At 66.0% G+C, this 12,516-nt stretch carries 12 protein-coding genes; 6 read left to right on the forward strand and 6 right to left on the reverse strand.

Annotated elements, in window-relative coordinates:
• Positions 1-179 (forward strand): helix-turn-helix transcriptional regulator (locus A5658_RS27805; protein WP_197503239.1); only part of this gene is annotated, 179 nt, incomplete at its 5' end.
• Positions 180-345: 166 nt separating this feature from the next.
• Complete coding sequence (locus tag A5658_RS27125; protein WP_231997466.1) at positions 346-876, forward strand: sigma-70 family RNA polymerase sigma factor; 531 nt, start codon at positions 346-348, stop codon at positions 874-876.
• Between the two features lie 20 nt (positions 877-896).
• Here the strand turns inward: A5658_RS27125 and A5658_RS27130 are convergent, their stop codons facing one another.
• The 4 genes from A5658_RS27130 to A5658_RS27145 form a co-directional block, all read right to left on the reverse strand.
• Positions 897-1,724, reverse strand: coding sequence for a carboxymuconolactone decarboxylase family protein (locus A5658_RS27130; protein WP_067342671.1), 828 nt, complete (start codon positions 1,722-1,724; stop codon positions 897-899).
• Between the two features lie 40 nt (positions 1,725-1,764).
• Positions 1,765-2,628: a PE-PPE domain-containing protein gene (locus A5658_RS27135; protein WP_197503240.1), complete on the reverse strand. Its 864-nt coding sequence runs from the start codon at positions 2,626-2,628 to the stop codon at positions 1,765-1,767.
• Positions 2,629-2,720: 92 nt separating this feature from the next.
• Positions 2,721-4,094, reverse strand: coding sequence for a metallopeptidase TldD-related protein (locus A5658_RS27140; RefSeq protein ID WP_067342675.1), 1,374 nt, complete (start codon positions 4,092-4,094; stop codon positions 2,721-2,723).
• The gene (locus A5658_RS27145) at positions 4,091-5,599 is read right to left on the reverse strand and encodes a TldD/PmbA family protein (protein WP_067342690.1); all 1,509 of its coding nucleotides are present in this window, start codon (positions 5,597-5,599) and stop codon (positions 4,091-4,093) included. Before A5658_RS27145 ends, A5658_RS27140 begins: the two co-directional genes overlap by 4 nt.
• A 34-nt stretch (positions 5,600-5,633) precedes the next feature.
• On the opposite strand from A5658_RS27145, the gene A5658_RS27150 reads away from it, so the two are divergent.
• The 3 genes from A5658_RS27150 to A5658_RS27160 all read left to right on the forward strand — a co-directional run bounded on the left by A5658_RS27150 (position 5,634) and on the right by A5658_RS27160 (position 8,746).
• On the forward strand, positions 5,634-6,509 hold the full coding sequence (locus tag A5658_RS27150) for a carbohydrate ABC transporter permease (RefSeq protein ID WP_067342677.1): 876 nt from the start codon (positions 5,634-5,636) through the stop codon (positions 6,507-6,509).
• Positions 6,496-7,320 carry a carbohydrate ABC transporter permease gene (locus tag A5658_RS27155; protein WP_067342680.1) on the forward strand — a complete coding sequence of 275 codons (825 nt, stop codon included), beginning with the start codon at positions 6,496-6,498 and terminating at the stop codon, positions 7,318-7,320. The genes A5658_RS27150 and A5658_RS27155 overlap by 14 nt, the downstream gene beginning before the upstream one ends.
• A gap of 88 nt (positions 7,321-7,408) precedes the next feature.
• On the forward strand, positions 7,409-8,746 hold the full coding sequence (locus A5658_RS27160) for a sugar ABC transporter substrate-binding protein (RefSeq protein WP_067342682.1): 1,338 nt from the start codon (positions 7,409-7,411) through the stop codon (positions 8,744-8,746).
• Here the strand turns inward: A5658_RS27160 and A5658_RS27165 are convergent.
• The gene (locus tag A5658_RS27165) at positions 8,724-9,584 is read right to left on the reverse strand and encodes an energy-coupling factor transporter transmembrane protein EcfT (protein WP_067342684.1); all 861 of its coding nucleotides are present in this window, start codon (positions 9,582-9,584) and stop codon (positions 8,724-8,726) included. The two genes, A5658_RS27160 and A5658_RS27165, sit on opposite strands and share 23 nt — an antisense overlap.
• Positions 9,581-11,668: an ATP-binding cassette domain-containing protein gene (locus A5658_RS27170; protein ID WP_082993448.1), complete on the reverse strand. Its 2,088-nt coding sequence runs from the start codon at positions 11,666-11,668 to the stop codon at positions 9,581-9,583. The genes A5658_RS27165 and A5658_RS27170 overlap by 4 nt, the downstream gene beginning before the upstream one ends.
• Before the next feature lie 136 nt (positions 11,669-11,804).
• Between A5658_RS27170 and A5658_RS27175 the strand changes: the two genes are divergently transcribed.
• Positions 11,805-12,293 carry a MarR family winged helix-turn-helix transcriptional regulator gene (locus tag A5658_RS27175; RefSeq protein ID WP_067342688.1) on the forward strand — a complete coding sequence of 163 codons (489 nt, stop codon included), beginning with the start codon at positions 11,805-11,807 and terminating at the stop codon, positions 12,291-12,293.
• Positions 12,294-12,516 lie beyond the last annotated feature (223 nt).

Consider the following 12,516-nt stretch of genomic DNA (forward strand, 5'->3'; position numbering starts at 1 on the left):
CGCTGACGGCACAGGAGGGGCAGATCGCTCGGCTGGCCGCGGAAGGACTGACCAACCAGGAGATCGGGGCGCAGCTGTTCATCAGCACGCACACCGTGGAATGGCACCTCAGGAAGGTCTTCGTCAAGCTCGGCATCACGTCGCGTCGCCAGCTGCGCACCGTCTCGTGGGCCAGTTAGGCTCATCGGTCGCGGGTAGCGCCCAGATCGACGCTAGCTCTCGGCGAAGCAAGGCGTGGCCGAACCGAGGACTACGGACTTTCAAGGGTTCGCTACGGCTCCCCAACAGTGACGCTGGTCTGGAGGCCCTTCGTGGGCACCCCGACCAGAATTTCGGAGAACGATCGTGACCATCGCTCTTGCCGAGCGCTTTACCACCGAAGCCGAGCCTCTCATCGACGTGTTATCCCGCAGAGCCCGACGGCTAACCCGCTGCGACGCCGACGCCGAGGACCTACTGCAGGATTCACTGCTGGATGCCTACGCCGGCTTTCATACGTTCCAGGAGGGGACCAACCTCAAGGCGTGGCTCTTCCGGATCCTCTACAACCGCTGGGTCAGCACGTATCGCTGTAAACAGCGCCGCCCGATAGAGGTGTGCGTCGAAGACATCACGGAGTGGGAGCTGCCTCTCGGCGGCCCGCGGGCCGCGGGGCTACGTTCCGCCGAGATCGAGGCCCTGGAGGCGTTGCCCGACAACAGAATTCAAGCCGCAATGCGTGATTTGCCTGAGGGGTTTCCGGCGGTCGTGTACTACGCCGACGTCCAGGGTTATACCTATGCCGAAACCGCGGCGATTTTGAACATTCCGGTGGGAACCGCGATGTCGCGAGCCTCTCGCGCGCGCCAACGGCTCCGAGTCGCGCTGGCCGCGTGACCGCAATCAGGCAACCGACGTCAGCTGAACACCGTCTGACCGTCGACGTCGAGCAGATACTGCTCGGTGCCGCTTTCCACCCGCGGCGCGTCGCCGGCCAACGCGACCGCAACCTTGTTGCTGGCGTTGCGCATCACGTCGAGGGTCAGCTCGACGGCCTCGCCGTCCGAGAAGTGCTCGCGTACTGCGGCAGCGATATCCGCGTCGATCGACGCTGGCGACCAGATCAGCGCGTCGGCGTAGCGCAGCGCCGCCTTGTGACGGTCGCTCAACTGCGTCGACTCCTCGAACCGCTCGATATCGCCATACAGCGTCTCGGTACCGCCGGCATCCAGCGCCGTCGTCTCACGCAGCGATTTGCACAGCCGGCAGTTGTGCTGGGTCGCTCCCCGCAGCCGTACCACCTCGGCGGTCAGCGCATCGAGCTCACGCAGCCGGGCCACCGTCGGCAGGAAGGTGTTGAACACGATGTCGGACGGATCGGTGTCGTGATCCCACGCAACCGGTCCGGCCACCCAGCCGAGGTACTCGTCGCCGACCCCGAGCGCTTCGAGGCCCGCGCGCACACGCGGCACGAAATCTGCGAGGTACATCTGCACTACGGCGCTGAACGTACTGTCGCCCAGTACTTTCCAGAGTTTCGAGCGCTGCTCGCCGCTGATCGCCGAGACATCGACGCTGAACTGTTCGGCGAACTCGGCAACGACGTCATCCGCAGCCGGTTCCGCGTCGGCGGGAAGCGCCGGCAGGCCGAGCGTCTGCGCGCACACGCGCCGAACCAAAGCGGTCAATCGCCCGTCGCCGGGCGATAGCGCCACCAGCCGGGTCAGGTCGTCGTGCAACACCACTCGCCGATTATGTCGCGCGGCTCCCGCTGGCACATCGAATTCAGGGCACAGCGATGCCGAAGCTCCCTAGGGTGGTGACCCACAGCGCCTCGAGGAGATTGACGGGGTCGGCCAGCGTGTAATAGGTCGTCGCGCCGTCGGCGACACCGCCGTTAGCGATCGCGCTCACTATCTCGGATTCGGGCAACCCTCCGATGGAAACGCCGTGTTCGAAGAACCCGACAAAGTCTTGCCACAGGGCCGCAAGCGGGTTGGCGGCGAAATCCGCGGGTGTGGCGGTGTCCGCGAATAAGTCGTTGGCGACGTTGAACACGTCGGTGGGATAGAGATCGTTCGGGGTGGTGACGTCGTCCAAATTCGACCATCCGAGGAGGGCATCGATTTCGTGCCCGAATGGGGTGGCTCCCCAGGTGTCGAGGAGGCCGGTAGGTCCTGAAGGTGGATTGGAGGCGGCGTCGCCGATCAGGACAAACCGTAGGGCCTCGAGCGGGATGTGGTCGGCGGCGAGTTGCTGTTCGGCCATCGACGCGGCGACAGCCGACTGGCTGTACCCGAACACCGTGAGTGGGTCGGTCGCCGAGAAGTCGCCGGCGTTGTATTCGGCTTCGACGGTGCCGACCAAGGTGTTGATACCGGAGGCAATGGACGGACCAAAGTTCGGCGACTCTTCGGTAATCAGTGGAGTCACCGTCCCCGTATCTGAAAACCCCAGTGGCTCCAGGTATTCCGTCACAACTCCAGGAATGTATCCGGGGAACGTGGTCGGGTCGGGTATGAAGGTAGGACTCATGATGATCGCGTGGGTCGACCCGTCGAGGAAATCCGCGCCACTACCAATGTCAGCATGCGCTTCGAAGATCGCACTCCAGCCAGACGCCACCGCGACGGCGAAAACGACACTCACTGCGCGCGAAAAGCAAACCTCGTACATCAGACCCCCCGATCTGTAATGTGATGTACATCACACTACTCCGGGATTCCTGCCCGCCAAAGGGTTTACGTCGCTTGGCTCACCGATGACATGTGAAAGTCGGGAATCCGCAGCGACGGCATTGCGGCGCGGGTCACCCAGTCGCCCCATTCGCGCGGCAGTGTCTGCTCGCTGACACCGGCCTGGGTGGCCCGCCGCAGCAGATCCAGAGGGCTTTCGTTGAACCGGAAGTTGTTGACCGCCGCACTCACTTCGCCGTTTTCGACGAGGTACACGCCGTCGCGGGTTAACCCGGTCAGCAGCAGCGTGGTCGGATCGACCTCGCGCATGTACCACAGGGTGGTCAGCAGCAACCCGCGCTCGGTCTGGGCGATCATGTCGGCGAGTTCGGTGCTGTCGCCGGTCATCAGGATGTTCTCGGCGGCGACCGCAACCGGTGCGCCGAACTCGGCGGCCGCGGCCCGCGGGTAAGCCAGCGCGTTGATCACCCCGTCGCGGATCCAGTCGACCCGGCCGATGTTGAGGCCGTTGTCGAAGATCGACAGCGTCTCCGACGAACTGGTCGCCCTCACGAACGGCGCGCAGCCCAGGCCCGGCGCCGCGGGATCGGAGTACAACGTCAGCAGCAGGTCGGTGAGCTTCTCCCCCACCCGGGTCCCACCGGTCGGGGCGCTCAGCGCGGTGCGACCCTCCTGCGCGCCGCGGCCCGTCATCGACCAGCCGAGGTAGATCATCATGTCCGCCACCGCCGACGGCGGCAGGATCGTCTCGTACCGTCCAGCGGGTAACTCGACACGCTTCGCGGCCCACCCGAGTCGAGTCGACAGCTGCTCGAGCAGCGAATCGGTGGACACGCCAAGGAAATCCGATGTACCGACTCCGGCCCACGCGCTGGCACCGGCGCGCTTGGCGTTGATCTCCACAGAACCCGCGGGCTGGGTGTGACGTCGGCGCAGCCCCGTGGAGGTCGCCAGAAACGTCGTCTCCACGGTGTGCTGCGCGAAGCCGTACAACTGGTCGGCGCCGCGGAACCCGCGAACCAATGGGTCGGCGATGGCGGAAAACACCTCGGGGCCCGTGAACGGGATTGTGGCATCCCAGTTTTCGGGCGTGGTGTTACCGCTCAGCAGCGGCGCGGCATCACGCGCTTCGGGCGCCGCAACGGCGGCCGCTTGCGATGCGGCAACCAAGTCCTCGATCGCCGAGGGCTCCACCTCGGCCGTGGTCAACGACCCGACCCGTGCGGTATCGCCATGACGCGCAATCGAAATCACCGTGGTCTGGCGCGCCGTCGACACCCCGTTGGTGGTCATCGAGTTGTTGGCCCATCGCAGCGACGTCGTGGAACGATCGCCGACCAACACGATGGTCTCGGCGGCGCGGCCCAGCTTGGAGGCCGTCGCCAAGGCGATATCGATGACCTGCTGCGGGCCGATCACAGGCCACCCTCCGTACGAGTGTTGAGCACGTTGATCCCGCGGAACAACGCCGACGGGCAGCCGTGGCTGACCGCGGCCACCTGACCGGGCTGGGCCTTGCCGCAGTTGAAAGCCCCACCGAGGCGCCATGTCGACGGACCACCGATAGCGTCCATCGAATTCCAGAAGTCGGTGGTGGTGGCCTGATAGGCGACGTCGCGCAGTTGGCCGTCCAGCCGCCCGTCCCGGATCCGGTAGAACCGTTGACCGGTGAACTGGAAGTTGTAACGCTGCATATCGATTGACCACGACCGGTCGCCGACGATGTAGATGCCGTCGCCGACCCGGGCGATCAGGTCGTCGGTGCTGAGGTCGTCGGGACCGGGCTGCAGCGACACGTTGGCCATCCGCTGGATCGGCACGTGGTGCGGTGAATCGGCGTACGAGCAGCCGTTGGACCGGGGCTTGCCCAGCCGCCGCGCGAACACCCGGTCGAGTTGATAGCCGACGAAGATGCCGTCGCGCACCAGGTCCCAGCTCTGGGCGGACACGCCGTCGTCGTCGTAACCGATACTGGCCAAGCCGAATTCGACGGTGCGGTCGGCGGTGACGTTCATGATCGGCGAACCGTAGCGCAGCGTGTTGAGCTTGTCGGGGGTGGCAAACGAGGTGCCGGCATAGGCCGCTTCGTAGCCGATAGCGCGGTCGTATTCGGTTGCGTGGCCGATGGATTCGTGGATGGTCAGCCACAGGTTGGTCGGATCGATCACCAGGTCGGTCGGCCCAGCCACCACGCTTGGGGCCTTGATCTTTTCGGCCAGCTGCGAGGGCAACTGAGCCAGCTCGTCGGTCCAATTCCAGACGTCGTCGTCGGTCAGCGCCTCCCAGCCGCGGCCCATCGGCGGCGCGAGCGTGCGCATCGAGTCGAAGCCGTTGTTGACAGTGACCGCTTCGAATCGAGGCTGCACCCGCACCCGCTGCTGGGTGATCGACGAGCCCGCGGTGTCGGCGTAGAAGGTTTGCTCTTTGACCGACATCAGGCTGGCCGATACGTGGTTGATGCCGTCGGCGGCCAGTAGCCGGCCGGAGTACTCGTCGAGCACGGTGATCTTGTCGGCCAGCGACACCGCGAACGGGTCGATGCGATAGCTCGATACCCAGGTGGCGTCGGCGTGGACCGGCTCGTCCGCCAACTCGACGCGGTCGGTGTTCAGCGGGGCGAGCGTGCGGGCCACCTCCACGGCGCGGCGTGCAGTCGCCGCCGCCACCTCCGGGGACAGCTCGGCATGCGACGCGAAGCCCCAGGTGCCGTCGACCACCACACGGACGGCCAGGCCGACGTCGCGCTGGACCACCGCGGTCTCGAGTTCGCCGTCTCGCAGCTGGATGACCTCGTTGACCAGGCGATGAATTCGCAGGTCGGCGTGGCTGGCCCCGGCCGCGGTGGCGGCGGCCAGCGCAGCATCGGCCAAGTCGTGGCGCGGCAGGCTGAGGAAGTCGGCATCGATCCGCCGGTTCGGTGTCACGCCAACCACCGTATCGACCCGGTTTAATGGCCGTATGGGTGACGCGGCCGGACGCCGATCGGCGGCGCTCGGTTATGCGTTGATCGCCCCGAGCCTGTTCGGCGTCGTCACCTTCATGCTGCTGCCGGTCTTGGTGGTGGTATGGCTGAGCCTGCACCGGTGGGACCTACTCGGGCCGATCGAGTATGTCGGAGGCCAGAATTGGCGCTCGGTGCTCACCGACAAGACGTTCGGTAACTCACTGCTGGTGACGATCACGTTCGTGGCGATCGTGGTCCCGGTGCAGACCGTGCTCGGATTGGCGGTCGGGGCGCTGCTGGCCCGCGAACTGCCGGGCAGTGGCGTGTTCCGCACGATCTTCGTGCTGCCGTGGATCAGTGTCCCGCTCGCGATTGCGGTGCTGTGGCGCTGGATTCTGGCGCCCACCGACGGCGCGGTCAGCACGGTCCTGGGTCATCGCATCGAATGGCTCACCGATCCCGGATTCGCGCTGCCGGTGGTGTCGGCGGTGGTGGTGTGGAGCAACGTCGGCTACGTCTCGCTGTTCTTCCTGGCCGGCATCCTGGCCATTCCCGACGAGATCCACTCCGCGGCACGCACCGACGGCGCAACATCGTGGCAGCGGTTCTGGCGCATCACGCTGCCGATGTTGCGGCCGACCATGTTCTTCGTGCTGGTCACCGGCGTCATCAGCGCCGCACAGGTTTTCGACACGGTCTACGCGTTGACCGGCGGCGGACCGCAGAACCGCACCGACCTGGTCGCGCACCGCATTTACGCCGAAGCGTTCGGGGCCGCGGCCGTCGGTCGGGCTGCGGTGATGGCGGTGGTGCTGTTCGCCATCCTGGTCACCATCACCCTCGTTCAGCACCTGTACTTCCGACGGCGGATCAGCTATGACCTCACTTAAAAAGCCTTCGGCGGCAATGGTTTACGTCGGCCTGGTGGTGGGTGCGGTGATTACACTGGCGCCCTTTGGTCTCGGCCTGCTGACGTCGTTCACCTCAGCGCACCAGTTCGCGACGGGCACACCGTTGACGTGGCCGCGGCCGCCGACACTGTCGAACTACTCCGGCCTGGCCGGTCACGGCTTCGGTCGCGCACTCGCCGTGACCGCGCTGATGACGGCGACCAGCCTGCTGGGGCAACTGACCTCGTCAATCTTCGCCGCGTACGCGTTCGCCCGGCTGCGGTTTCCCGGCCGCGACGCGCTGTTCTGGGTGTATCTTGCGACGCTGATGGTGCCGGGCACCGTGACGGTCGTACCGCTGTATCTGATGATGTCGCAGCTGGGCCTGCGTAACACGTTCTGGGCGTTGGTCTTACCATTCGTCTTCGGCTCCCCGTACGCGATTTTCCTGCTCCGACAGCACTTTCGCGCCATCCCGGACGATCTGATCAACGCCGCCTACCTCGACGGTGCGAACACCCTGGACGTGATCGTGCACGTGGTGGTGCCGTCCAGCCGGGCCGTGATCGTCACGTTGGCGTTGATCACGGTGGTGGCCGAGTGGCACCACTTCTTGTGGCCGCTGATCATCACCAGCGGCACCAAATGGCAGGTGTTGACGGCGGCGACGGCTGCGCTGCAGTCCCGCTACAACGCGCAGTGGACGCTGGTGATGGCCGCGGTCGGAGTGGCAGTGGCGCCGCTGCTGGTCCTGTTCCTGATTTTCCAGCGGCACATCGTCCGCTCGATCGTCGTCACCGGGCTGAAATGAACCGGATCATCCGCGAGACAGCGGCCAGGGCTGTGCTGTCGTCGAAATCGCAACCCTCCCTTCAGTTTCACGGCGGACAGGCGGCAGCATGAGCAGGCTCCGCTTCTCTACCCGAGTCACGCTGGCGTGGTTGCTGGTTGCCGTGCTGTTGGCGGGCGCCGCAGTGCTGTTGGACGTGATTGCCCGACCGTCCAGCGGCAAAACCGTTGTGACCGTGCGGCTGTGGGATCAGCAGGTCGCCAAGGCGTATCGCCTGTCGTTTGCGGCGTTCATGAAAACCCATCCCGGCATCGAAGTGCAGACCGACGTCGTCTCGTATTCCACCTACTTCAACACGCTGCGCACCGACGTGGCGGGTGGCACCGCCGACGACATTTTCTGGCTGTCCAACGCCTATCTCGCCGGATACGCCGACAGCGGCCGATTGCTCGATATCGGCGCGACCTTCGGGCCACAGGTTACGTCGACGTGGGAGTCGTCGGTAGTTCAGCAGTTCACCCGGGACGGCACGCTGTGGGCCGTTCCCCAACTGACCGACGGCGGTATCGCGGTGTACTACAACGCCGATCTGCTCGCCGCCGCGGGAGTCGATCCCGCCTCGCTGACGGCACTGCGCTGGAGCCCGGGTGGCGACGACACGCTGCGACCCCTGCTGGCCCGGCTCACCGTCGACGTCGACGGACGCACCGCTGGCACACCGGGATTCGACCCCAACCGCATCCGGCGCTGGGCGTACAACGCGGCCAACGACGCACAGGGTATCTACCTCAACTACATCGGGTCGGCGGGCGGCGTCTTTCAGGACGGTGATCGGTTCGCGTTCGACAACCCAGGCGCCATCGAAGCGTTCACCTATCTGGTCAGGCTGATCAACCAAGACCACGTCGCACCGCCCGCGTCGGACACCAACGAGAACGGTGACTTCTCCCGCAACCAGTTCGTGGCCGGCAAAATGGCACTGTTTCAATCCGGCACCTACAACCTGGCGTCGATCGCCGGCCAAGCGCCCTTCCACTGGGGTGTCGCCATCCTGCCCGCCGGCCCCGCGGGCCGGGTCAGTGTCACCAATGGCATTGCCGCGGCGGGCAATTCGGCATCGCCGCACCCTGACGCGGTGCGCCAGGTACTGGCCTGGATGGGTAGCACAGAGGGCAACCATTACGTGGGCAGCCAGGGCAGCGCCATTCCGGCTGTCACTGCGGCCCAACGAACCTATTTCGACTACTGGTTTAGCAAGGGAGTTGACGTCACGCCGTTTTTCGTCGTCCTCAAAGGTTCGCGCATCGCCGCTCCCGGTGGCGCCGGCTACCCGGCGGGCTATCAGGCGATCAAACCCTACTTCGACGAGATGTTCCTCGGCCGTAGCGATATCGCGATGACCCTTCGCCGGGCTCAGGACGCCGCTAACGCGGCCGCGCAGCACTGAAGCCGAGGTGAATCTCGAGCGCGACAGCCGCGGCGCTCACCGCGATCGTGATCGCAAGCGCGATCCAGTCGGCCGCTTTCGGCCGCGACGGATACGCCGAAATCTGACCGATGCCACCGCGCGCGGTGATCGCATCACCCATCTCGTCGGCGCGGCGCAAGGTGACCGTTAGGGCCGCGGTAATCAGGTCGACGGCTTCGCGTGCCACGCCGCGGCGGCGCTCCCGGCGGGTGTCCGCGACCCGCTTGGGCCGTAACCGGCGCGCGGCGTACAGCACCCGGAATTCCTCGACCAGCATCGGGAATGCGCGCAGCGCAAGGGCGATCGTGACCGCCCATTCGTCCACGGGAATCCGCAGCCAACGCAGCGGGCGTCCCAAAGTGGCGACTGCGGGGGCTATTTCGGCGACATTGGTGGTCCACGACACCATCGCTCCCAGGCCCAGCAGCACGAACGACAACGTGGTGATCCGCAGAAAATTCAGCAATCCGCCCAGCCCGATCGGCGCGCCGGCCATATGCACGATCGGGCTGCCGCCCGCGAATGCCGCGGAGACGCCGCCGAGCATCAGCAGAATCCACAACCAGTGCGGCACATTGGGAAGGGCGCCGCGCGGGATGTGCGCGAGCCGGGCCGCCGTCAGCACCAGCGCAGCCACCAGGCCGATGGTGACCCAACCCGGATAGAAGGTCAGCAGGATCGAGATGCCCAGGACTGCCAGCAGTTTGGTGCCGGCCCACAGTTCGTGCACCACGGAAGTTCCGGGCACCGGTCTCAGCAGCACCACCGATCGAGATGGCCGGCGTTCGGACCGTTCGTCCGCTGGTGTCGTGCTCATGACAATCCCCCCGCCGCCGTCGAAACCGCATGCAGCACACCGTCACGAAGATCCAGCGTGTGCGGGCACAGTTCTTCCAGGCCGGCGAAGTCGTGGGAGATCACCACGACGGTCAGACCCTTCTCGCGGCGCAACTCTTCGAGCAGGTGCACCAAACCGCGCTGTGTCACGGCGTCCAGGCCCGCCAACGGCTCGTCGAGAATCAGCGCCCGCGGCGAGCGGGCTAGCAGACCGGCCAGCACCACCCGGCGCATCTGACCCCCGCTGAGTTGGTCGATGCGCCGTTTGGCCAAGCCGCTGTCCAGCCCGACGACGGCGAGCGCGGCCGCGACACGCTCGTGGTCCTTGGGTGAAAAGCCCGCGGCGGACGCGACTTCCAGATCGACGCGGCCACGCATCAGCTGCAATCGCGCCGCCTGGAACGACAGGGCAACGGCGCCGACCTGCTCGTGGGACGGCCGCCCATCGAGCAGGCAGCTGCCGGTGGTCGGGACCGTCAGCCCGGCGAGAATCCACGCCAGCGTCGACTTGCCCGAGCCGTTGCCGCCGTGGATCAGCAGGCCTTCGCCCTGGTGTACCGCGAAGCTGACGTTGCGCAGCGCTGCCTTGGCCCATGGTGTGCCGCTGTTGTATTCGTGGCTGACGTCGTTGACCTCGAGGACGGCCGGGCCGGACTCGTCGCCGATCATCGGCGTCGCCACCGGCGCAGCGACCGTGTCGACCATGCTGGTGTTGTCACCGGACTCACTGAGATTGATTGTGCTGTCGGCAGATTCAGCTTCGTTGTTGTAGTGCGTGATGTGCACGACCGCCGTACTGTGGCGCTGTTTGAGGCCGGACAGCACCCGGAGCAGCGCGTCGCGACCCTCTTGGTCGACCATGCTGGTGACCTCGTCGGCGATCAGCATCGCCGGTTCGCGCGCTAGCGCGGCCGCCACCGCCAGTCGCTGCAGTTCACCGCCTGACAGACTTCCCGTGTCGCGTTCGGCGTGCGACTCGAGTCCGACCTCGCGCAGCAGCTCGGGCACGTCGGTCGTGGCCCCCGCCGGCAGACCCCACACCACGTCGTCGGCGACCCGGGTCCCCAATACCTGAGATTCCGGGTGCTGCATGACCACAGCGGTTCCGCCCATCCGGCCCAAGCCAACCGATCCAGGTCGTTCGATGGTGCCCGATGTCGGCTCCCGCCCGGCCAGCACGAGCATCAGCGTGGTCTTGCCGGAGCCGTTGGACCCAGTGATCGCCAGATGTTCGCCGGCCTTGACCTCGAGGTTGACCGGCCTCAGCGCGTCGTGGTCGGTGTTGGGATAGCGGAAGCGGACTTGGTTGAGCCGCACCGGAACTGGACCCACCGGCGCGCTGTCGGCGGGCGCGTCCAGCTTGTGCACGTCGGGTATGCCGCGCATGCGGTTCAACACCCGTGAGAGCGCCCACCATCCGATCAACGAGACGGCGACGATCGAGACGATTCCGTTGGCGAAGATCAGCCACGGCCAGTAGTGCAGCGCCTCGGCGAGGATCCATTGCAGCTTGTCCGCCGACCATTCGAGCGTGCTCCCGAGGCGGGGGCTCATCGGCAGGTGGTGCTCGTTGGTGAAGCGTCCGATCGACCGCAGGACGGCCGCAACACCGTTGACGTTCGCGGTGATCGCGTCGAAGATCAGCTGCCGCAGACGCGAGAGCAGCGCTAACGCCGCGATCGCGACGAGGTTGAACACGGCTCCGGCGAGGAGCGAGACCACGACGATCGTCCCGGTGCCTCGGCCGCGGCGTTTGACCACCCCGGTCAGGCCGCCGACGTAGGCGCTGTTGCCGACCGTCATCAAGCCGCCGAGACCGGCGATCAGGAACGCGATCAGCGCGGCCGCGACCGTCCCGGCAATCAGCACCCGGAAGCGGTAACGGTAGGCCAGTAATCCCATCGGCACAGTCCCCAGCAACGCCAACGCTCCGGCGAACGGAACGACGATGGAGATGATCGCGGTCGCCGCGCACAATGCGGCCATCACCGAGGCCTGCGAAAGCTCGCCGGGTCGCAGCGATCGGGAACCGCGTGGCGCGGATGCTGGGCGAGTCGCTCTCATTTGGTCAATTCTGCCAGCTGGCCCGGGAGTGCTTTTCCTAGCAAACTTCGGCGTTTTCCGGCTTACAATTGACAAATTCACCGGATTTTCACGGGATCGCGATCTAGATAGTCAAGCTATGCTACCTATGTTAGCCATGACTCCATCTGCAATCGTAGAGCGAGACGCCGCTGCGGAGGCTGTCGCCGGCTTGGGCGCGGATCTGCTCGCCGTCGTCGCCCGTCTCAACCGCTACGCCACCCAGCGCATCCAGATGCAACTGCCGGCCGCGCAGGCCCGCCTGCTGTCGACGATCGACGCCCAAGGCGAAGCGCGAATCTGCGACCTGGCCGCGGTGGACCACTGCTCCCAGCCAACAATGACCACCCAGGTGAGACGGCTGGAAGATGCCGGCCTGGTCGCCCGCACCGTCGACCCCGGCGATGCCCGCGCAGTCCGTATCAAGATCACCGCCGAGGGCATGAAGACGCTCAACCGGGTCCGGCTCGACCGCGCCAGCGCGATCGAGCCGCAACTCGCCGAACTCAACGCCACCGACCGCCAGACCCTGGAGGACGCCGTCACCGTGTTGCGCCGCATTCTCGACGACTCGGCGCCCGTCCCGCGACCCGGCACATCCCGATAGCAACCTGCCCCGGCACTGCCTGGCCAGCGCCGACGACCTACGGTCGATCTCAGCAGACGATGGCGGCTGGATAATGGAGTCTCGGCTCGAACGACTGGGCGAGAAAAAGGGGTGGGTGTGTCGATGGCAGGGTTCGGCTCTCCCCTGATCGTCTGGCTCGGCACGCAGCAATACGTCTTTCCCCCCAACCGCGATGTAACCATCGGCTCCAACGCCGGCGCCG

Origin of the sequence: Mycobacterium sp. 1245111.1, from assembly GCF_001673405.1 — a bacterium.
Classification (GTDB): domain Bacteria; phylum Actinomycetota; class Actinomycetes; order Mycobacteriales; family Mycobacteriaceae; genus Mycobacterium.